The organism is Ktedonobacter racemifer DSM 44963, from assembly GCF_000178855.1.
GTDB classification, from domain to species: domain Bacteria; phylum Chloroflexota; class Ktedonobacteria; order Ktedonobacterales; family Ktedonobacteraceae; genus Ktedonobacter; species Ktedonobacter racemifer.
In genome coordinates this window covers 1,340,898-1,363,643 of sequence record NZ_ADVG01000004.1, presented here as the reverse complement: position 1 = coordinate 1,363,643, position 22,746 = coordinate 1,340,898, and the positions used below count along the sequence as shown (strand labels likewise).

The window sequence follows — 22,746 nt, the reverse complement described above, 5'->3', positions numbered from 1 at the left end:
AAGACCTAATCCTCTTCGCTCTCCACGAGCATATAGTCGCTCTGACCATCGGAGTCAGGAAGAGGAGTCCTGGTGGGTGCGAGGCGCGTATCAAAGTCCTGAAAACGAGTCTGGCTGCGATTAAACGAGAGACATACTTCTCCTGTGGGACCGTTACGATGCTTGGCGATGATGATATCAGCCAGGCCCTGGCGTTCTGTATCGGGATTATAGACCTCGTCACGATAGATAAACAGCACGACATCGGCGTTCTGCTCCAGACCGCCAGATTCGCGTAGATCGGAGAGCATAGGTATCTTTGATTGGCGTGACTCGACGGCGCGTGAGAGCTGAGACAGGGCAATGATGGGAATATTCAGTTCACGCGCCAGCACCTTCAACTGGCGACTCATCTCGTCAACCACCTGGACGCGATTCTCAGCGCGTCTCTCGGAGGCGGGGGACTGCATAAGCTGGAGATAGTCGACAATCAGAAGATCCAGCCCACCATACTCAGACATCCACTGGCGAGCTTTACTACCCAACTGTGAGACCGAGATGCCAGCGGTATCATCGATGAGAATGGTGGCACTGGAGAGCGAAGCCATAGCGGATTCCAGCAGGTTCCAATCCTCGTCATACAGATCGCCTGTGCGCAGGCGCTGTTGATCAATCTGAGCATCCATAGAGACCAAGCGCTGCACTAGCTGCTCAGAGCTCATCTCCAGGCTAAATATGCCCACGACGCTCTTGCTCTGTAGGGCTGTGTTATATGCCAGGCTCAGGGCAAAGCTCGTTTTACCCACAGCGGGCCTGGCTGCCAGAATAATCAGGTCAGAACGTTGCAGACCGCCCAGGATACGATCCAGGTCAGAAAAGCCCGTAGGAACGCCTACAAGCGCGCCCTGGCGTTCTGAAAGGGTTGAAAGCCTCTCCATATAGTTTGTGATCACATCCGCTATGTGATGGCTCTGAGCGCGTTTATGCGCATATCCCTGGCGCACAGCGAAAAGCGTTTGTTCTGCCTGCTCAAGGGCCGCCTCTGCATCTTTCTCACCATAGGCCGTCGCCACAATCTGACTTCCAGCATGGATCAAGCGCCGCAGCAGCGCCATTTGCTCAACAATACGTGCGTAGTACTCAGCATTTCCGCTAGTCGGAACCTGGTTAATCAACGCAATAACATAATCTTCGCCGCCAGCCTCCTCAAGTTTGTTACGGCGCTCAAGCTCATGGCAAACCGTCACAAAATCGGCTGGCTCATGCCGATCATAGAGCATAACAATCGCCTCATAGATCAGGCGATGTCCATCGCGATAGAAATCTTCTGCGCGCAGAAAGCTGGTTATATTTGCGATTGCCTCGGGATCAATAAGCAAGCTACCAAGTACGCCAGCCTCGGCCTCAACATTCTGGGGTAAAAGACGCTCCATCACACTTACTCCTAGCGTAGATCAGTACCGGGCAATTCGTTGAAGTAGCACAAGCCCTGCATACGTGAGAAGATGGCATCGCCAAACTGGTCACACAGCTGCTCATTATCTAGCTCAGTAGTAACCAGTGTAGGTAATGAAGCGTTGTAACGCGCGTCAAAGATATCCAGAAGAATACGACGCACGGAGTAAGGGGCAATATCCATTGATTGAGCGTCCCCTAGATTATCCAGGGCCAGGATAGGCGTACGCCGCAGAGTATAAAGCATCTGCTCTCCTTGCTCTGAATGTTGAATGAGAGAGATTAATGTTGGGGCTTTAAGAGCGAGCATATAGTGTTCTGACTGTAACAAAGCAGCCCTTGCGCTTAAAATCAGGCCTGTTTTCCCTACCCCTGGATAGCCCTGGATACATAATCCCTCTTTCTTCTCCGCAAACTCTGGCTGCTGGATTGTCAGCACAAAAACCTCAACTGAGTCTCGCACTCTCTCACGTATAGTCACATACGTTTGATATTCAGCATCACTGAGAGAAGCTGGTCGCTTAAAGTGTGCTGGCCAGCTTACAAAGGCATATTCCTTTGAAGGGGAGGGTAATAATGCTGTTTCAAAGAGCCGACAGGCGTAGATGTAGCTTTCGAGGGTACTTTTGCGATAATGCTCCTTGCGCTCACGCTCAATACGCTGGCTATAGCGCACTCCCAGCTCGCAATCACAAAACTCTGGGGGGACAAAAAAGCCGCGCCTTTCGCACACAACGGGAAGCTCCATTCCATTAACGCCTAACGGTACTCCTTGATGAGTACAACCAATACATTCACCATTATTGTGGCGGACAAGCATACGCTGCTGGAGCGAGGTACGTTTCTGTTCTGGTATGGAGGATATATGTTCAGCAAAGGCCTTGCTGCGCTTTCCTGGTATGTGGCTGGGTCTTTTAGAGTTGGACGAGCGTTTATGTTGAAAATCGAATACCATCCTTTTCCTCCCTTGCAACATCGCGAAATCGAACAAAGATTCAAATCGCGTACGATTGTACGCGAAATTTCGCGAAAGGGCAATAAAAATTGTATTAAAAACTCATCAATGCATATCTAGATTGTTCTGTGACGATCTCATCGGATAAATGTTGTGATGGGTAAACTTAGTGCGATACACGATCTTACCATTTTGACGTACCCGAACCTGACCATTTTGTGTGGTAGGTATCTGTTGGTCAGGTTTCTCAAATAGCGGAGCCTGTTTTATCTTGCTGTTAAGATTGGTCAGGTAGTCATATATTTGCTCACAAGTAAGCTGTCCTAGAAAATTTATATCTTTCTGGCTAATTAGCAACTTTTGTTTCTGGATTTTGTTGCAATTGCTGTTGAAAAAAGCGCCAGGACTTTCGATAGTATGTCCGTTAGAACCGGACATACATTGCAGAGAGTAGATGAAACTAGCTACAATCGTGGAGACATCCGTTGTTTCAAACAAATTTTTATATCTGTTCGCAGACTGGCGATTTCTGTCGAATATCTCAGCTAAAAGCTTTTGTAGCTCAAAGCGTAACGTTACGTTAGTAATATTATTATTTAAAATATTATTAAATAACTTACTTACGTCTAACGTTACGTATAGCTCTGCAAACTCTTGAGAGTAAAAGTTCAAGTCTACCAGAGTTTTCCTCGTTTGAGCTTGGGAGTCTACCAGAGAAGTGTTCTGATCGGTAGACTCCGTGTTGGTAGACTTTAGTTCTCCATCAGCCTGTGAAGCCGGCTCAATTGGCAAGTCTACCGGCATTGGTAGACTCTCCAGCGACTCTGGCAAGGGGGTCTCAAAGTCTACCTGTGTTGGGAAAGAGTCTACCATGGGTAACTGCTGAGCCTGTAGCGAGTCTACCTGCTCAGGCAGCGAGTCTCCCGCCTTTGGCTGGGTAGACTTCAGGTATGTACCAAATGCAGATGGGCGGGAGAGCAAGGCGCTAAGCGCATTTGGCTTTCCTGGTACTTTTTGCTTTTGAGCAGGATAGGGAGACTTCTTCGAGTCTACCCGGGCAAGTGAGGGAGACTTAGATCCATTTGCAGTCACTTGCTTGCTAGAAAGTCTCCCCGGTGCGGGAGACTTTCCCTCCATTGAAGTTGCCTGTGTAGAGGAGTCTACCCTTGGAGTAGACTCCTCTACACAGGCAACTTCAATTTGTGGCAGCATAGAGTCTACCTTCACGGTAGACTTTTCTTGCTTATCCTCTATCTGTGACGGAGTAGAGTCTACCGCGAAAGGAGACTTTTCCTCTTCTTTCCTCGCAGATAGAAGAGTGGAGTCTTCTTTCATGGTAGACTCCAACTCGCTAGAAGAAGCTTCAGGAAAAAGTCTACCTTCAGTGGTAGACTCAAGCTCATTAACGTTTGCCTGAACGCCTGGTGCCGCGAGTCTACCTTGTTTGGGAGAGGAGACTTGCGCGGAAGGATAGGTTAGCAGCTTGCCAATGATCTCGCTGGAAATGCGCATGACCAGGCGCTGACGGCGCTCAGCATCGATATTCTCCGTGCGCAAAATGCTATGTAGCCGCGTCATGAGTTCTTGCTCTGGCGAGGGAGGGGTAATGCTAGAACCTGGTGTGAGCGCGGTCGTAGATATGGCAACAACGTCGTAAATAAGACAACGCTCGCGTACACGTTTGGCAAATTGCTGAACCTTGGGTCGGCTCTTGGTAAGCAGGCGATCTAGTTCATGTAACGAGCTGGGAGGGTCGTAGTGTTGGAGCGGGAAAAGCAGTTCAATCCGGTCAGACGAGCGACGCTTGATCAGCAGATCGAGCGCACAAAACGTCACAACATACTTGTGGGTTGTATCATACCCCCAATGAATACGTTGTGCCAGTTCGCGAATATTTTGCAGTGAAATGACCGCAAACGCGATAGGAGTTTGCGTTGAGGAGGTCGGGAGAGCCTCTTGTTTTACCACAGCCTGTGTCAGGAGCAGGGCAAGAAATTCAAGCCCCTTTAAGGGCTTAGCAAAGACTTTCTCCACGATATGGAAGATAGTGGGATTAACTTGTTGAATATCAACGCCTATGTTGAATATGGGCGCCTCCTCACAGTCGCTGTGAGTACTTGTGATAGGTAACGTGCAGCCATCTCCATCGTTATGCGGCTGATGTGACGAATACGACTCGGTCATACAAACCCCCTAAAAACACTATCTACCAAAGACCTGGAAAAGAGCCAGTAAAGCAGCAGGCGCCGTCGCCTGTTTGTTTATTTTTATTAGTGCCAATGAGCAGGTTAGGCCATAAATTAGGTTGTGTAAATAAGCGAAGGCTAGAAAGCATCCAACCCTACGAACTTTAAAAAATTTTAACCATTGATCGACAAGCAAAGATAACTTTAGCCTGCCAATTTTCAACTCTTATGTAGAGAACATATTACACTCACAAAACGGATTTTACTAGTGGAGTAATACGCAAAAAACTACTTACTGGTGTCTGGCCTCTGAGCTCAGTTTTGCACCTAACAATGGTGGGGTTTTCACCACACCCCGGTGGGGTTTTCACCTAACTCCGGTGGGGTCGCGTTATGACTTTTGGGTGAGCAGTTCTTTCCAGAGCATTATTTTGTGGTTTTAGCAGCGAAAGCTTGCAAATGAAGAAAATAGCGAAGCAAATAAAAAGTACCTTGATCTTATCTTATTTTACAAATAATACGTATGCACCTAACCCTGGTGGGGATTCTCAACAAATGTATATCGACTATAAATAAATGCAAATCGCGAACGATTGCTAAAAGAAATTGTATCCTAGTGTAATTAAAATACCGCAAAAGCCATTCAATGCACCCGACCCTGGTGGGGCAAACGTGACAAAATGCGGAAGAAAATTCAGGCCAGCAAAATTTTCTAATTTGCACTCTGCTATGGCAGAATGCACCCAACCCTGGTGGGAGTATTAAGACCAAAAGGTAGCTGTAATGCACCCAACCCTGGTGGGGGTGTCAGGGCCAAAGAGCTATCGTAATGCACCTAACCTCGGTGGGGATAAGAGGGCAAAAAGGATGATGGAATGCACCCAACCCCGGTGGGGATGTCAAGACAAAAGATTTGCTGTAATGCACCTGGCCTCGGTGGGGGTATCAGAAAGAAAAAGGATGGTGGAATGCACCCAACCCCGGTGGGGGTATCAGAAAGAAAAAGCTGTCGTAATGCACCCAACCCTGGTGGGAGTGTCAGAGCAAAAATTGGTTGGAATGCACCTAACCTCGGTGGGGAATATTGGACAAAAAAAATCTATAGGCGGTTTTTCTAAAGGCAGAAAAATGAGCGAATGCACCATACCCTGGTGGGGAATTTAAGCTCAAATGAGCTTAAAAACGAGGGGTACGGCGCTATTTAAAACCAGAGAGATACACCCAACCCCGGTGGGGAAGAAGTAATATATTTTTATTTGCTGATACAAGCTTTAGCTGGTGGAATGCACCCAACCCTGGTGGGGGTATCAGGGCCAAAGAGCCATCGTAATGCACCTAACCTCGGTGGGGGTAAGAGGGCAAAAAGGATGATGGAATGCACCCAACCCTGGTGGGGGTATCAAGACAAAAGGTTTGCTGTAAGGCACCCAACCTCGGTGGGGGTAAGAGGGCAAAAAGGATGATGGAATGCACCCAACCCTGGTGGGGGTATCAAGACAAAAGGTTTGCTGTAATGCACCCAACCCTGGTGGGGGTAAGAGGGCAAAAAGGATGATGGAATGCACCCAACCCTGGTGGGGGTATCAAGACAAAAGATTTGCTGTAATGCACCCAACCCTGGTGGGGGTAAACAGTGCCAGGGAGGGAAAAATGCACCTGACTCTGGTGGTGATTATATGGCATAAAGAGTGTATTGATGCACCTAACCTCGGTGGGGGAGTTTTATCAACTGGAGCTAAAGCAAGGGCTGTGAATTCCCTTATCAGAGGTCAAATAATTGTACAATTGGCGTTACGTGAAAAGCACCTGAAAGCCCCAAATTGTCGCCTTTAGGGGTTGGAATGCACCATACCCCGGTGGGGAAAACAGAAATTGAGGCAAACATGCGAGGGAAAATGTGTGTAAACGTGAAAAGACCTTTATAGACAGAAGCACTATCTAACCTATTTAGCTTATATAGGAGTAGTCTGTTGGGATATAAGTGGGAATGTCCAAAGAGAGGTATGGCAGTTTTAGCATGGAACTAACGATAAAAGCGAAGAGGGCAGTGGGAAACGCCTGTCCAGACATTTCCCGCTGCCCTCTTCGCCTTTATTGCAAAAAGGTTTTCTGCTTTATTCTTTCTCTTTTGGTACTTCGCGAGCGCGTACACGACGCGGGCGTTTTTTCTGTGCACTATTAAGGGCCTGATATTCCTGGATCAGCTTCAACGGAGGAAGGATCTCCCAACGTGATGCTAGCCAATCTTTACTCCAGCGCGCCTGCTCTTTATTGACTTCAGTCAGGCAAATTTGCTTACCCAAAATTCCCATTTGCTCCAGTTTGGAGAGGGATTTCTCGATGGCTGGGACGAAGCGCGTTGTCATATGGCGTTCATCAACCTCGACCATACTGGAGGCGAGCAATTCTGACATGGTAATTGGTGTGCTAAAGTTGCCTTGTTTGGCTTGCTCGCGCCAGCGTTCAGTCATGTAGAGAGCGATACGCAGTGCATAGCGATCATTTTGTGGATTGAGCTTGAAGATCTGGCTATCAATCTCAGCGAGATAGTAGTTCTGATGCTGCTCATAGGTACTGATCCAGTCGCCAGGCGAAACCAGGAAGCCGATGATAATCTTATCATTTGTTAATGTCTTGCGGCTGACAACCGAGTAGCGCATATAGGGACCATCGACCTGGATAGGCACGGCCTTGCCACGTACCGTGATTGTACAATTGCCGCGCACATTACAGGATGCCAGCAGGGTCAGGTCCTGGAGCACGCGGCGCTTCTGCTCGGTGCGGTAGCCATCGGTGTAGCGCTTATTGGCGCCTGGATGTGCGACTCGGCTATGCTTTTGTAGCCCCTGCCACTGAAGGATCTCATCGAGGAGAACAGGCACACTACCATTTTTGGAGACGCGATCATTATGGCGACGAATATTCCATAGGCCAAGGACGATACGCGCCGTTAGTACTGTACTCTCGCTCAACTGGCGAATTTGTTTTAAGGCCTGGGGAATCTCCAGCGGGCGTTCGGGTGTGCCGAGATAGACCTCAAGCGTATTGGAAGCCAGGTAAGAGATCTCACCATCGCCAGGACGCCACATGCTTTTCTGAGCCAGCGAGGCTTCGCGCACAGCCTGGTCGGGCCGGTAATTCGTAACCTTGAGGTTCTCCATCACATATGGAGTAATACGATCAAAGAGGGAAGACTCATGTTCAATCTCGCCGCCTTCGAGAATGGTCGCGAGATATTCTGTGGCCTCCTCCTCCGTCATATAGTCAGTGACATCGGCGAAGGTCTGATCCAGCAGAGCTTCTAGTTCAGTATCATACTCATCTTCCTCGTCCTGGGAAGTGAGGTCAGCGTCATCAGCATCTTGTGGAATCAGGCTAAGTTCTGGCTGCTTGTGTTCCTCCATAAGTGTCTGCGGTTGGGTCCTACTGAGCAAGAGCCTTACCGCAAGCCTCCTTTTTCTGTGCTGAACGTGGCGGCGGAGTTAGCCGCTACAAAGCGGCGTTCACGATTGCTTTTCATAGTATACCATGAGAGCGTATGGACGGAAACGCGATAAAATTCTTATAGCCGAATAGTAAGCCCCGCTCTCAGGAGCGGGACTCAAGTAATGAGCGTGCTATACTGATTATGATCTATTCATATGTACCAAGAGATTCGGAAGAAAATTATGCTCGATTTAACGCAACCTGAACATAACCTACGAGCATATATCAAGGCTCGTGCGTCCCTACAGCCCGAAGAGATTGTATTCTGGTGGAGCGGCAATATCTATAGCGTCATTCCTGGGCAGAAAAATCACCTCCTCTTCAAGATTGATGGCTACAATATTGGTCGCTGTATGGAGATCGAGGGAGGATACCAACACCTCATGCGCGAGGTTACATTCTACAAAAATCCCTCCACGGATGAGATCCTTGAGCGCTGGTCTAACCCCTTTACCGAAGAAGAGGTCCCCGTTGTGCATGTCTGGAATGATCCTGTCAACCAGACGTACCTGCTCAATGGTCCTTATGGGCCATTTATGATGCCAACGCTGTCTGTAGGTGAGGATCGTCTATGCCTGGCTCTCGATGTTATGCTGGCCTATCCCTCGCCGTTGCCACGCGCACAATATCCCAAATACTCGCAGAGCGATCTCTACCAGGGGGCAGAACTCTTTCAATTTTTTATCAGCCGCCGGGACGCGGAGAACGATGCGCTTGCCTCCATTCCCTGTGAGATCTCCTGGACGCGCCTTGGCCCCTGGCTCCCCTGGATGGCGATGGCGGATCGCCCGGGCAACCTGCTCTACCAGTGCGCTGGCTGCAAGGTGATGGGTGGCTATGTGGCTCTTCCTGAAGATGTACGCGCCTATGTTGAGCAACATCAGCCAATCTACACGCAGGCACCCACAGAGTTTACACGCCCCAACGAGACCTCCTGGACGTATTTCAAGAAATACCTTGAGAGCCGGAAGTAGACGCGTACGCAAGTAGCCTCGGTTGGATTGTACCGTGTCTAATCCGTTATGGATGCCGAATAATAAGAGAGGAGTCGTCACATACAGGTGGCAACTCCTCTCTTATTATCTGTTAGCCATGCTGAGAGATAAGCTTGTTCAGTGTTTGAACCAGCAGGGGGCCGGTTGTACTTAGCTCGGCCAACATTGTTGCTGCAAGGCGCTGGAGCACATCCTCTCCTTTGAGAGTAAGCTGCACGAGGACGCGCCGCTGATCGACAGTATCGCGTTTGCGCTCAACATACTCGCGTTCGACCAGGCGATCCACCAGTTCAACGGTGCTATGATGCTGAATTTGTAGGCGCTCGGCCAGGTAGCCTATGGTTGGCTTCTGTTGCTGGGGCAGACCCTTGATGGCCAGGAGGAGTTGATGCTGCTGGGGTTCCAGGCCCACAGAACGTGCCATTTGCTCACTAAAATGAATATAGCGACGAATCTGGTAGCGAAACTCGGCCAGTTCCTGATAATCGGAAAGATGTAAATCGTTATTCGTATTTTCTGCCATAGTAAAACCTCTATATTAACGAGGAGTGTAGGATATGCGACCTATTTTGTCAAGGCAATGCTATTGATGAGAGGTTTCAGCTATACGTCTGCTATAATGAAAGATACTTCCTGGTGTTTTCAGCGTCGCAGACGCTTCACAGGGGTCAGGGATGTGGTGCTGGGCTGGCTTCGCCAGCCCAGCACCACATCCCTGACCCCTGTGAGCCACGTAGTGGCGAGAAGTCTTGAGTAGATATAAATAAATATAAAACAGCTGTGCAAAGCTTTCATGCTCTAGAGGATATATGCAAGGGAGAAAGATTATAAACAAGGGGCGAGGCCCCTCTATGGCGTTTGGCTTGTTTTTGTGCCTGCTAGTGCTCGTGCTTGCGGGCTGCGATCAGCAAGATAACACTCTGGATGGGCCGAATGCACCTCTCGCTGTCAACCAGCAGACCGGCGTTTTTCCCGCGGTGGGAGAGAACAGCCAGTCAGACTTTACCAGCCTGGACCCGGCACGCGCGAGCGATCACGCCTCAGCCCAGGTAATAAGCATGGCTTTTACCGGCCTGGTAAGCCTTGACAGCCACTTACAGGTCAGACCACAGCTCGCAGAATCCTATACCAGTAGCGATAATGGGCTGACCTGGACCTTCAAGCTCAAGCCTAACCTCAAGTTTAGTGATGGCACACACCTGACCTCGCAAGATGTTGTGTATAGCCTGGATCGAGCTTTACAGCCCTTGACGGCCTCGTCGACAGCCTCGACATTTCTTGGCTCCATTAAAGACGCGGACAAGTTGCGTAGAGGAGAGATACAGACCCTTATTGGCGACAGTCTCCAGGCGCCCGATGCGCAGACCGTGATCATTAAATTGGCGCGACCAGACCAATCTTTCCTCTCGGCTTTGACTAATGGTTGTGCCTCTGTGGTTAAGAAGCAACTGATCGAGAAATACGGAAGCGCCTGGACGGATCATGTTAATGAGGGTGGTAGCACAGGCCCCTGGGTGATAGCACGCTCTATCAAACAGGCCACGCGTTATATCGTGCTCACTCCCAATACCTACTACTATGGACCTAGGCCTAAACTGAAAAAGGCCATCGTGACTTACTATATCAATCCTCAAACAGTCTATCGTGCTTATGAAGCCGGCCAGATAGACATTGCGCCTGTCCCATCTAACCAGATTGGACGTGCGCGCGCCCTACCCGTGGGCGAACTGCACCAGGTACCTGGACTTACGATGTATTACTATGGCCTGAACTACCTCGCGAGGCCCTTTGATAACCTCAAGGTGCGCCAGGCCCTGGCACTGGCCATTAACAAAGATGCTCTGGCACACGATGTCTATAGTGGTACGATGCTGGCTACCAATCATATCGTACCAGCGGGAATTCCCGGCTACACGCCTCAATTGAGCGGCCCTCTCGGTGTCTCCAGCACGAAGGGCGATCCCCAGAAGGCGCGCCAGCTCCTCGACGAGGGTCTGCAAGAAGAGGGGGTGACGCGGGACATCTTCAAAAATGTGAACTTTGAGGTGTTTAGTGGTATTCCCTCTGATGTGAATATCAAGAGCGAGTACAACTCTATTCGCACTATGTGGAAGGACTTTCTGGGTATCGATGTCAAGATCAACGATACCAGCGAAGCTAAGTACTATAGCGATCTACAGAATACCGTGAATAATGCTAAAGGTTTGGGTATCTGGCGCTTGAGCTGGAACACCGATTACCCCGATCCGCATGCCGTTCTCTCGCCACAGTTTGGTCAGGGAATGTCCAACAATATTCAGAACTATGGACAGAACAAAGCCTTAAATGTGGATCAGCAACAGGAGACGCAGCGCTTGCTTACCCAGGCCGATGCCGTCACCAACCAGCAGCAGCGTTATCAGCTTTACGCCCAGGCTGAGCAGCGCCTGATTGACGATGTGGCCTGGCTTCCCCTCTTCCAGGGAGTGAAGAGTACGGTGGTCAAGCCATGTGTGCAGGGCTGGACCGATAGCCCACTCGACCAGGTCGCGCCCGACGATTGGGCTAAGATCTCCTTGAGCAGCAATGCCAGTTGCGCACATAACGTGTAGCAACTAGTCAATTGATGTTAAAAACACGGGAGCATCCAGCTACAAGCTGGATGCTCCCGTGTTTTTAACATCAATTCCTTAATTGAGCATGTTGCGGATGGTGAGGCCAGAGCGCTCCACGACTGGACCCAGGGCGCGTAGTAGGATGGGGCCAATGATGATCGTTACCACAATATTCGAGAGCGACCATACCAGCCAGCCAGGTAACAGCGTGTTCGCGGGAGCCGTGCCCGTGGCGACCAGGATGAAGTTCCCATAGAGTCCACCGAGAATATTGTTGGGGAGGACCGCGCAGAGCACGAAGAAGATAAAGCCACGCACCGTCAGGACGTCCTTACCGATGGAGCTAACGCCGAAGCGAGGTGCTAGCAGGCGATAGAGAATCATTGGCAGACCAAGCTGGATCAGGTCCACGGTGCCAAACCAGAGCGCCACTGGCAGCGGTAAGGGCTGGGGCGAGAGCAGGCCTGCTCCCAGGAAGTTGCCCAAATAGGCAATCACAAACGCCCAACCACCAAACCAGAGCGCGAAGGGAATACCAAAACCGATCGCAATAAAAAGTGCCGAAACCAGGGGGATACCTGAAGGAATCGGAATGGAGAGCCAGGAGAGCACCGTGTAAACCGCAGCGGCCACAGCTACGGCTACCAGTTGTCCCAGCGCTGGCAGGCCAGTGTAGCGCAGCGTATAGCTTACACGTGCAGGACGAGCCTCTTCTGTGTAATCAGCGGGAGCGTCCAGGCGGTTCTCGGGCATCGCGTCTTCCATCATAAGAATCGCGCCATGCGGGACCCCTGGCTTGAGACATGGGGAGGAGCATGGCGCACTCCTTTCTTCTTTTATGCTATTTGATACAAACAATACATATATGGTATACTTTGCGTATGGATAGGACTGTTCGGATTCAACTTCAACCGAATACAGAACAGGCGCAAGCCTTGCATGAGACGTTGGCGCAGTTTACCATAACCTACAATCATGTGTGTGCCTATGGGTGGCAACACAGCGAGAAGAATGGTGTTAGGCTTCACCATGCCACGTACTACGAGACAAAAGCGTTGTGCTCTAGTCTGGTGAGTGACTTGCTCATTCAAGCGCGTGTCAAAGCCACGGAAACCCTTCGTAGCGCCTTCACCTGGAAAGCCAAGAAGGAAGCGTCCTATCCGAAGAAGGTTGCTCAGGCACAGAAACAAGGCAAGCCCGTTCCTGTCTTCAAGCCTGTTCGTTGTCCTCACTCTCAGCAATGTGCGGTTCGCTACAATATCCATACCTATTCCCTTCATTGGGCAACACAAACGATTCGTGTTTCGACAACGCAAGGCAAAATGACGATCCCCTTTACAGTGCCTCACTTTAGCGAGCATATCGTGGCTGCAACATTGCCACCGCTGACCTGATTTCCCGCAAGGGGAAATGGTGGCTGCATGTCGTGGTCGATGTTCCTGAACTGGTTGTTCAAGCCAATGAGACCGTTGTTGGTGTGGACTTGGGCTTGAATCGCCCCGCTGTCACCTCCAATCGCCACTTTCTTGGCTCTCGCCACTGGAAAGAGATTGACCGCAGTTCCTTCCGTCTCCGTCGCAAGCTTCAGTCCAAAGGAACCAAGTCTGCCAAACGGCATCTGAAAAAGTTGTCGCGTAAGCAGATGCTTTTCCACCGGGACTGTGACCATGTTCTCTCCCGACGTATCGTTCAAAGCGTCCCCCCTGGAGCAACAATTGTGCTTGAGAACCTGACCAACATTCGAGAAGGCGTCCGACATCGCAAAGGCGAAGGGCAACGGAAGCTGCATTCCTGGTCCTTTGCTCAGTTGTACGGCTTCATTGCCTACAAAGCACAAGAGCAAGGAATTGGGGTTGAGCGCATTGATCCGCGCCATACCTCGCAAACCTGTTCCCTATGTGGGCATCAAGCTCGGAACAATCGGCGTTCTCAAGCGGTCTTTCACTGTCGCTCCTGTGGGTATCAACTCCATGCCGATCTCAATGCGGCATACAACATTCGAGACAAATTTTGTCTTGCTCAGGATGGTACATCTGACCTGAGTTGGTCGCTGTCAGACGGCCTCTCGTCTCACGCTTCGGCATAGGGACAAGCCCCTGCCGCAAAGGTATGGGGTTTCTGACAAAATACATGTCCTTTCCATTGATAGGATGGAGCACTATCAGATACCAAGCTACAGAGAGTCATATCAAGATTCATATCGAGATCTATATATATTAACTCTTTTTGAGTGAGTATTTCACTCTTTACTTTGATGATGTAAAACCATATGCCGTAATGTATCAATTTGCGACATAACGGTGTGTGTGTTTTCTGCTATGGCTGGCGTTTGCGTCTGCCAGTCTTTCTGGCATAGCTCGCGGATCTCCTGAATGAGCGCTGTTTCATCGAGCCGTGTCAGCTTGCCATGTTCGATCACGGTTTTGCCATGTACGATGACCGTATCTACTGCTGAACCTGGCTCACAGTACACCAGGTGCAGGTAGGGATCGCGCAGCGGCAGGAAGGCCGTACTGCTCAGGTCGAGCATGACGAGATCTGCCAGCTGGCCAGGTGCGATCTCGCCCAGCTCTGAGGCGAGGCCCAGGGCCGCGGCTCCGCCAGTCGTGCTGGCTGAGAATATCGCCGCCGCGCCTGGCCACTTCTTATAGTCTAAGCGTGGGTAGTTGTGGAGCAGACCCGCTAGCTTGAGCACGCTAAACATATTCTGGTTATCATTGCTGGCGGAGCCGTCGCAGCCAAGCGCTACGCTTACTCCCAGGTCGAGTGCGCGCTTGAGAGGGAAGCGCCCACTGCCCAGGCGTAGATTGCTGACCGGATTGTGTACAAGCGTAGCCCCTGAGCAGGCGATACGCTCCAGGTCGCCGGGTGCCAGCCAGATGGCATGCGCCAGCGATGTTCCGGGGCGCATAACATATTGATCGGCGAGATAGGCGATACCTTCCTGTCCCAGGTACTCACGGATCACTTGCGCTTGTAGAGCTGTCTCGACGGCATGAATATGTATGCCCGTCTCGTAACGCTCGGCGAGTAGGTTGCAGTGCTCCAGGAGCATCTGGCTGCACCAGTGAATGCCACTTGGGCCAACCAGGCAGCTCAGGCGACCAGAAGAACTCTGGTGCCAGCGGGTGATGAACTGCTCCAGGGTCTCCAGTTGTTCCTCAATGGGAGGCCAGAGTTCGAAGCGATCTGTAAAGGGGTGCTCAGGAAAGTGCAGACCTCGTTGCAGGCCACAATCCAGTACCAGGTCCTGATCTTCAATAGAGGGAGCGACAGCTGCGCGAATACCAATATCTTCATATGCCTGCATGACCGCGTCGAGAAATGGCTCTGAGACGCCCGAGGGAGTCCAGAGGTGATCGAGAACGGCGGTTGTACCACTTTTTAGCATCTCGAGTGCGCCCAGGGCCGCGCTCAAATAGGCCATGCGTGGCGTCCACTCAAAGGTATTGCCAAAGAGAGGCACCAGCCAGAGTTCCAGCGGCAGCGAAGGGGATGTTGCTTTGAGCATGTTCTCTAGCGAATGCGTATGGGCGTTGATCATGCCAGGGATGACCAGGCGGCCCTTGCCACTTATGACCCGATCAAGCCGTAAGGGATTATAGCAGAGTGAACCAGATGGGCCAACCTCCTGAATCCGCTCGCCAACGACGAGAATATCCTGGTCCATGAGCAGGTGCCCTGGCTGGGTAGGCGCGAGCACATTGCAGCCCTGTACAAGGATATGCGGTAGCTCATTGATAGAAGTAGAGCTACTGAGCTGCTTAGGGATATATGGTACATCATGTGCCAACTCAAATTTACGCATCCCGTGCCTCTTTCCAAATGTTTACCGAAATGAACAAGTCACTAGATCACAAAACATTACGCTTCCAATTGTTCCGCGCGTTCATAGCATTCCAGGGCCTCCTGCCTGCGCCCCAGGACGTCGAGGACTGTGCCACGGTTCGACCACGCTTGCGCGTCGTTAGGATTGAGCTGCAAGGCTTTTTCGTAGGCTGAGAGGGCCTCTTTGTGCTCTTCAAGCGCGAAGTGGGCGTCGCCCAGCGCGAGCCAGAGCGTTGAACGATAGTTATCCAGGGCCAGGGCCTGGCGATAGGCACGCACAGCCCCCGCGAAGTCGTGAGCGGTAAATAGTTTGTCGCCCTTTTTCTCCCACTCGTCAACAGGTGAGGAGGGAAGTGAAGCGGCAAGATCATAGTTCATCATCTTCTGATACTGCTCAATCTCTGGTGACGAGGGTGCGCTGCCAGGAAGGGTCGATGGCAGATAGCGATTGTCTGAAGTAGTAGCTCGTACCTGCGCTGGCGAGCTTCCCCGCTGATAGCTAGCATAACTGGAAGCACTCGTGGCCAGGGGAGCATGGACTGGATTGCTGCCTGATGTAGTCTTAACGCTTTGTGGTAGCATTGGATTGCTAGCGCCTGTGGTGGGGAAGGCCGTCCCCGAGGTGGAGCGCAACTGTGGCAACAGTTCGTGAAGAAAGGCATCCACGCTGGAGAAGCGGCGCTCCGGTTGTGCCTGCGCAGCGTTTCGTACGACCGGCAGCGCCTTCTCATACTCTTCAGAGGAGAGCAAACGCGTGAAGAGCAACTCGCAGACCTGCGCCAGCATATACTGATCGCTGGCGGGTGTAACCGCCCGCCAGAAGTCTTGCCAGTGGCCGATTTGCGCTCCTCTACGTACCACGTCCTGTAGCTCAGGGGCCAGGTAGGGTTCAAAGGGAGGGTGTAGACGCGCCAGGCCAAAATCTGCGATCCAGAGGCGATCACGCCCATCGAGTAAGATGTTGCCTGGCAGGAGCGCGCCATGGACAAGGTTACGTGCATGCGCGGAACTGAGGGCCGAACCTATTTGCTGGATAAGCGTCACCAGGTGGTTACGTAGCGAGATGCCACGCGCCTTTAATGCCTGTTGCGCCTCGCGCTTCTCATAGTATGCGATAAACTGTGTCAGGTTAGCATGGGTATACTGGCACAGCGTGAGCAGATACTGGTCCCTGGCGCTATACTTTGTGATCAGTTCATGCAAGGGTTTGCCAGGAGCCTGCTGGCCGTTTGGTTGCCAGTGTGTGCAGCTAAAGACGGGTAGGATAGAGCGATGGTTGAGCGCGGCAGCGGTCCTGGCCTCCTGGCGTGCCTCCTCCCACAATGGCGTACTCATAGGATCAGGCGGAAACAACTTGAGCACGACCTGCTGTTTGGAGCGCGCATGGATAGCGAGATAGGCATGACCGCCGCGCCCACTGCCGAGAAAACGCTGCACCTGGTAAATACCCAATTGCGCGCCCGCCGCCAGGTGGCCGCAGAACTGGCAAATCATCTCGCCGGGCTGCATTGGATGCGTCTCTTGCCCCAGGCAAGAATACATCGCGTTCTCGCGAACACCTGAGGAGCGAATGCCACTCGTATGCCGTTGATAGGGGGAGCTATGCTCCAGGGTTTCCCTGGCATACTGCTGCGAATAGAGTTGTGAGTCCGCCTGATCCCTACGCGAGTCCATCTCGACCGACCTTTCTGCGCACTGCCCATCAACAAAACAGGGTGCTCGGAGGTAGTTTTCGTTTCCCCCCAAGGAGAACCTGCCCCCGAACTGGCTACTTACTGCTCGTCTGTGTTACGACGAATACGCTGATATGGATTATAGAGACTCTGTGACTTGCCATTGGGCGATTGGCTCTGTTGAGCGCGCTCGTTGGGGACAGCCTCTTGAGCGCGTCTCGACGGAGTCGGGGCCTCCAGTTGGTATGCCTGTGGCATGGAGATAGGTGTCAGCACCTGGGCGTCGATGTTCTTGCCGAGCAGGTTCTGAATCTGTTGCTCCATCAGATCCAGCTCGCGTATGACGCGGTCGAGGAGCATACGCTCAAAGTTTACCTGAGCTTGCTCCTCAAAGAGGGGCGAGCGGCGAACCTCGTAGATGGAATCGCGGAAGCGACGCATCAGGTTGTTTAAGGTCGAGAGACTGCCCTGTTGGCGGCGCTGCTGGCTATCCTGCGAGCGCTGTAAATGACTGAGACCAAGGAAGAGAGCGCGCAGTTCTGGATGATTCACCGGAGGCTGATTATTTGGCATAACTGGTTTGCCCTGTGTCAGGCGCTCGATCCCTTGCTGGAGCGCGCGACAGTCCTGTACCAGGCGATCATAGCGAGAGCCGCGTTCTGAGAGCGAGCTTAGGCGGTCAAGCATCAGGTTCAGGCTGATAGCGATTGGGAGTAGGGGTCCAGGAACCGTGGGTGCGCGAGCCGCGATATCGCCCCTGGCTACGCGCGCATGCACCTCTCTCAAGAGTGTGATACCCTCTTCGAGCACCTGTTTATCCTGTGCGCTACGCGAGGCCTCGTCCGCTTCACGGCGCGTCACCTGGAGTTCGCGGCGCGAGATAACCAGCTCGCCGCGCATCTGCATGGTCAGGCGGTTATTCTCAATCAATGTCAGTGCCTGGCGTACGATGATAATGAGTACCAGCCCGAGGGCAACCAGGTCAGCCTGCATCAGAATCTGGCCACCTTTAGGGGCCACAACCGTTAGCAGCAGGGCACAGGTCAGGAGGATCAGGATAAAGGGTGCGATGGCCTGGGCGATACCTGCCGTCTGCGAGTTCTGGTTGCGCGCAGAGAGCGAGGTTACCACAATACGAGCGTTCTGTGTATTGGCCTGCTGCACCTGTCCGCGTGCGATACTTAGAGGATATTCGATAGCGGCCAGGCCAATGAGGGCCATGCTCAGCGGCCAGAGCACATCCTGCAAGGTGCCGGTGTTGAAGCTGAACGAGAGCGAATAGTAGGCGAGCAGGCTATCTGTCACAGCCAGGCAGAACAAGCCGAGACAGAGGCGCATAAAAACAGACTGCTGATCGCGATTCGAGAGCGGGCTGAACATCAGTAGCGCGCCGACTGCCACCAGGAAGAGATCGCCTGTCGGAAAATAGACCGAGAGAAAGGCCGCGCCCTGACTTGGCTGCTGGGCAAGGCTTGCGATCAAGGGATTGAGCAGGAAGAACCAGGAGATAGCCAGTGCGGCCCCGATAACCGCCAGAGCATCAAGCAGGAGACGCACACGCCCCACTGCCGCTTTATTACGTCGTGTGAGCAGGAGTGTGCCGAGCAGGAAGAAGGGGTAACAGGCGACGAAGCCGATATCATAGAGGCCAGGAAAAGGCACATCAGCGGAGTTCATGCGTACATCATAGCTGGTCCAGACGGCTTGGCCACTGGCGTAGAGGGCGATAGCGATGGCCAGGCAGGTCCAGGCCAGGAAGGCGCGTTGAGCGGCCTGGTAGGTCGCGCGGGCCTGCGCCGTCTCGTTGGGACTATGCTTCCAGGCCTCCTTCTGCCTTAGCTCCTGCTTAAGATGGCGTGTGACACGCCGTAGACGCAGGGCGACGCGTACACAGAAGAAGAGGCCAATGCATTCTCCGGCAAATTGCATGATATCAGAGATGCTCTTGAGCGGGAAGCTCTTGCCAGGTACATTTCCCGCCAGGACCATGACGATGAGGAAGAGCGCAAAGGCCAGGGTAAAGCAGAGCACAATCCAGAAGCCATAGCGCTCGCCCCAGGTATCGCGAGCCAGGGCCTCGCCAGTAAAGGTAAAGCTCTCCTGGGCAGAGCTTGCCGCTTTGTTGTCTGGCGCATTGAGCGACTGCATAAAGCCAGCACCAGATGCTGGATTAAATACTCCTACTGGGCGCGAATTGGCAAATCGAGCCGAGTCTTGGTACGAAGACATACTTACCTACTCCACTTCTCTCGCTGTCTACCTCTTCAGACGGACAGCCAGGCGCTGAACTGGCAATGCCAGGTGAACCAGGAAATGCCATACGACATATCAATGGGCATATTAACGGGCATGTTAGTGAGCGATAGGTCCAGGTGTTTGTGCGCGTGTGTCATGTGAGCGAGGTTCGCGTCGATCTATATGTAAGGGCGAGAGGCGTTGTCCGCGAATGGCGTTTAAGCGCGATTGTGTGTTGCTACTGTATGTCTCGAAAGCCTGGTCTGTGTGACCCGTTTCATCTCTTGAGAGCCTGGAGGCGCGAGTCGCGGGCATTACTTGTGTACTCATATGCGCGGAGCCGCGTGGGGGAAGCCAGAGTACCTGGTTATATGGATCTTGTAAATCAAATTGCGTTTGTGGCTTGTGAATCACCTGGCTGGATGCGGATGAAAGAAAATACCAGCGTCCCAGCCACGTGCAGAGGAAGCGGTCAAGCCCAAAGGGATAACCCGCGTTTCCGACGATGAGGCCAAGAAAGACCAGGGTATACGTCAGCATCGCGCCGGGGCTGATGACGTTATAAGGCAACACAAAGCCTTCAGCCGTCGACCAGAGAAAGAGCGAGAGCACAATTCCCACCAGGCAGATCGCATTGGTCAGGGTGCCTGCAAGCAGACCTAGACTGATGGTTGTCTCTAACAAGGCGATAAGGCCGGAAAAGAAGGCAGGATTGATGCTAAGGATGGACACCCAGAGGTGTATCCAGCTCTGAATGAACGTGGGCTGGCCAGGCAATGTCGCCATGGCATGTACCGTCATCGCTGTGAGGAAACCAGGCTGCCAGGCAAACCAGGCATTGACCAGCCAGGTGAGGCCGAAGCAGACACGAATGGCGTTGATCCCCCGCACCCGCCAGAGCTGCAACTGAAACACGAGGTTACTCCCTTCGAAAACACAGCCAATCCCCATTGGATAAGGTACTAATGCCCCGCAGCCAGGGCGGGAGAGCCGCGCGCTATGACCTCCCATAGCGACTGCTCTCTACCCCTTGCCGCGTCTTATACCACGCGGCCTCGCTGCCTGGCATACCTTGCAGGTAACTAGCGTCTTCTACCGTGTAACAGAGTGGCCTTCTGCATTGCGCGCGCGACCCTTGCATCTCCACCCATCGATGAAGAGTCATCCGTGAGAACGGAGCTCTTCCTGGGTCGCAGTCCAGGTGAGCATGAACGCGAACAAACGTGGAAGCTCTCCCTCGCTTGAGGGCCTGGCACGGTATCCCTACGAGAACGCAATACGCTGACAATACTCCGTAAGCACCTATCTCTGCGCGAACAAGGAGACAGGCACTCTTTTGCACTGCACCTGGATGAAGTATAGGGTGTCCGGCTTCTTGTCATCTCCTAGCTGTCTTCTCATCTTTATCGCGCCTGCGGCGCAGGTAATAAGGGTATGGAGCGCGAGCCTTCGCCCGCGCTCCATACCCTTATCGATATTGGGGGTTATATAGTGCGATGGGAAAGGCGAGAGCCTTCACCCGCGCTCCACACCCTTATTTAACAGGCCAGCTTGAACCCTGCTATCTTTTCTTTGCGGATAAGCCATCAAAATCACTAAACTCCCCCTATATGCTGCGGTGGGGCAAGGCCGCAGGCCTTGCCCCACCGCAGCATATAACCCCTGCGAGCCACGTAGTGGAGAGAAGTCTTCAGTAAGACATTACAAAGCTTTTGGTATAAGCTTTGCAATGTCTTATACCAATCTTCTGTATAAATGTAACGCACATTTTTTATAAATTTTTTATACTTTTCGCTGGAATTGTGCTTGGAAATGTGTTACTCTGGAGAAGGACGATGTTTCATTTGTTCCGAGGTTTGTACTTGTTGCGTCACCGCAATAGCGAGCGAACTGGGTGGGTTGCGGTGGCGCGGCAGGACAGCCATACTTTATAGTCGATTGGCCACTGGAGCTTGCTCACATGCCATAGCACTTCAAGAAAAGAACACCTGCACTAATAATAGTTGGGGGAGGGAAGAAGGGTAGCGAGGGAGATAACCACGTGTAAAAACCACACCTGGCGTTGTGAAGCGCATACATTTCTTGTGAACCGATACCTGCCAGCCCGGGGTACCGGCAGGTATATGCACCGCGCGTAGAAAGCTAGAAATGGAAGTAGCTTGTATAGACTTTGTACTACAATGTACGTTTCTAGTCGAACAGCATACGATTAAATTTCTGCGGTCTCCGATTTGGCATATACATGAGTATGTAGCCAGTTTCGGATTAAATTTCTGCGCGTCTCCGATTTAGCATATACATGAGTATGTAGCCAGTTTCTAAAATGGATGAAATCTCGATGCCGAAGGAGCGTGTTTTGATACGTGTGCGCGAGAGCACATTGCGCACAGGACGCATCTCCTGGTCCCACACACCTGCCTCTTGAGCCTCTTGCAGGCGTTCACGACAACGAGCAATGGTCGTTTCAGTGACACGACCACTGGTGAAACTGGCGAGCAGCACTTCGTAAGGACAATAATACGGATAAGATTCCAACAGGGGTAGCAGGACGCAGATCTCGCTGGTGGTAAATTGCTGTTCCATCAGCATATGTGGGCGATCCTGTTCACAGACGAGATGGGAAAGCGTGCCAAGTGTCGTGTTCAACGCAAGTGTATGGCCAGGCGGCAGAAGCCCCTGTAAGGAGAAGTGCATTACCTCCTCGTCGATGTCCTGTATATAGCTCATCGGCGTTTTAACCTTGCGCAGGGACACTTTTTGCATACTGGTGCTCCTTGTCTGGGTGGTAGTGCTTACAATCACATGTAAAGCGGCGAAGGATGCATCTTCTGCTCCCTTGTGCTATCGATAACAGCCTGTCATCGATATAGCAATTGTTCAATCTCTCCTCGTTCTATATCCCATCCTCCTTTCTGCTGGCAGACATCCAAAAATCGGATGTCTTTGAAGCTCATAAGACTCTCTCCATAAAACTATCAAAGTAGTGTATTCAAATACACATTACCTAATTGAACGTTATAAATCAAGGCTTTTTCGCTTTAGTCTATTTTCTGATTAACACATGTTAAAAATGTTGTATAAGATGCGGTGTGGAACTGCCTGCGATAGCTCCATACCACACACCTTTCTCCTTGTGAGCACCGTAGGCGCGAAGGCTCGCAGACCCTTACAGAGAACGGCCCAGAAAGCCCCGCTCTTTCTAAGGCGGGGATGAATGGGCGTTCCTTTCGGGCTGGGTGGGTGGAGAGGAAGCATCGCTCTTCTTTCGCACTGTGTTCTCCACAGGATGAAGAAAGATCATCGTCTTTTCTTGTCTCACGCTTGCGCGCGAAGCTCATTGAAGTCAGAGCGCCGGATATG

Annotated in this window: 15 protein-coding genes; 4 read left to right on the top strand and 11 right to left on the bottom strand. The window is 52.0% G+C overall.

The features are described from left to right. Nucleotides 1-5 precede the first annotated feature (5 nt). From dnaB to KRAC_RS47615, 4 genes are all read right to left on the bottom strand, one after another. The gene (gene dnaB, locus KRAC_RS47645) at nt 6-1,412 is read right to left on the bottom strand and encodes a replicative DNA helicase (RefSeq protein WP_007919649.1); all 1,407 of its coding nucleotides are present in this window, start codon (nt 1,410-1,412) and stop codon (nt 6-8) included. Between the two features lie 11 nt (nt 1,413-1,423). Continuing rightward, nucleotides 1,424-2,389 carry a P-loop NTPase family protein gene (locus KRAC_RS47640; protein WP_007919648.1) on the bottom strand — a complete coding sequence of 322 codons (966 nt, stop codon included), beginning with the start codon at nt 2,387-2,389 and terminating at the stop codon, nt 1,424-1,426. A gap of 105 nt (nt 2,390-2,494) precedes the next feature. Next, nucleotides 2,495-4,573 carry a hypothetical protein gene (locus KRAC_RS47630; protein ID WP_007919647.1) on the bottom strand — a complete coding sequence of 693 codons (2,079 nt, stop codon included), beginning with the start codon at nt 4,571-4,573 and terminating at the stop codon, nt 2,495-2,497. 2,116 nt (nt 4,574-6,689) lie between these two features. Further along, nucleotides 6,690-7,979, bottom strand: coding sequence for a hypothetical protein (locus tag KRAC_RS47615; RefSeq protein WP_007919642.1), 1,290 nt, complete (start codon nt 7,977-7,979; stop codon nt 6,690-6,692). Between the two features lie 264 nt (nt 7,980-8,243). Between KRAC_RS47615 and KRAC_RS47610 the strand changes: the two genes are divergently transcribed. Further along, nucleotides 8,244-9,035, top strand: coding sequence for a DUF1838 family protein (locus tag KRAC_RS47610; protein ID WP_007919640.1), 792 nt, complete (start codon nt 8,244-8,246; stop codon nt 9,033-9,035). A 112-nt stretch (nt 9,036-9,147) separates the two neighbouring features. Here KRAC_RS47610 and KRAC_RS47605 read toward each other — a convergent pair whose 3' ends face one another. Then, the gene (locus KRAC_RS47605) at nt 9,148-9,579 is read right to left on the bottom strand and encodes a MarR family winged helix-turn-helix transcriptional regulator (protein ID WP_007919638.1); all 432 of its coding nucleotides are present in this window, start codon (nt 9,577-9,579) and stop codon (nt 9,148-9,150) included. Between the two features lie 328 nt (nt 9,580-9,907). On the opposite strand from KRAC_RS47605, the gene KRAC_RS47600 reads away from it, so the two are divergent. After that, a complete protein-coding gene (locus KRAC_RS47600; RefSeq protein WP_007919636.1) occupies nt 9,908-11,647 on the top strand; it encodes a peptide ABC transporter substrate-binding protein in 1,740 nt (579 codons plus the stop codon). A 78-nt stretch (nt 11,648-11,725) separates the two neighbouring features. Here KRAC_RS47600 and KRAC_RS63985 read toward each other — a convergent pair whose 3' ends face one another. After that, entirely contained in the window at nt 11,726-12,403 is a 678-nt protein-coding gene (locus KRAC_RS63985) for a hypothetical protein (RefSeq protein ID WP_007919635.1), read from the bottom strand. A gap of 128 nt (nt 12,404-12,531) precedes the next feature. On the opposite strand from KRAC_RS63985, the gene KRAC_RS47590 reads away from it, so the two are divergent. Then, complete coding sequence (locus KRAC_RS47590) at nt 12,532-13,044, top strand: hypothetical protein (protein WP_157507954.1); 513 nt, start codon at nt 12,532-12,534, stop codon at nt 13,042-13,044. Between the two features lie 32 nt (nt 13,045-13,076). Continuing rightward, complete coding sequence (locus tag KRAC_RS47585) at nt 13,077-13,736, top strand: RNA-guided endonuclease InsQ/TnpB family protein (protein WP_052569215.1); 660 nt, start codon at nt 13,077-13,079, stop codon at nt 13,734-13,736. Between the two features lie 153 nt (nt 13,737-13,889). Here the strand turns inward: KRAC_RS47585 and KRAC_RS47580 are convergent, their stop codons facing one another. The 5 genes from KRAC_RS47580 to KRAC_RS47560 form a co-directional block, all read right to left on the bottom strand. Further along, on the bottom strand, nt 13,890-15,458 hold the full coding sequence (locus KRAC_RS47580) for an amidohydrolase family protein (RefSeq protein WP_007919634.1): 1,569 nt from the start codon (nt 15,456-15,458) through the stop codon (nt 13,890-13,892). 56 nt (nt 15,459-15,514) lie between these two features. Next, a complete protein-coding gene (locus KRAC_RS47575) occupies nt 15,515-17,152 on the bottom strand; it encodes a serine/threonine protein kinase (RefSeq protein ID WP_007919633.1) in 1,638 nt (545 codons plus the stop codon). A gap of 98 nt (nt 17,153-17,250) precedes the next feature. Next, nucleotides 17,251-19,380, bottom strand: a complete 2,130-nt coding sequence (locus KRAC_RS47570; RefSeq protein WP_007919632.1) for a hypothetical protein — start codon at nt 19,378-19,380, stop codon at nt 17,251-17,253. Between the two features lie 123 nt (nt 19,381-19,503). Continuing rightward, nucleotides 19,504-20,301 carry a hypothetical protein gene (locus KRAC_RS47565; protein WP_040447302.1) on the bottom strand — a complete coding sequence of 266 codons (798 nt, stop codon included), beginning with the start codon at nt 20,299-20,301 and terminating at the stop codon, nt 19,504-19,506. Nucleotides 20,302-21,651: 1,350 nt separating this feature from the next. Continuing rightward, a complete protein-coding gene (locus KRAC_RS47560) occupies nt 21,652-22,149 on the bottom strand; it encodes a hypothetical protein (protein WP_007919629.1) in 498 nt (165 codons plus the stop codon). Nucleotides 22,150-22,746 lie beyond the last annotated feature (597 nt).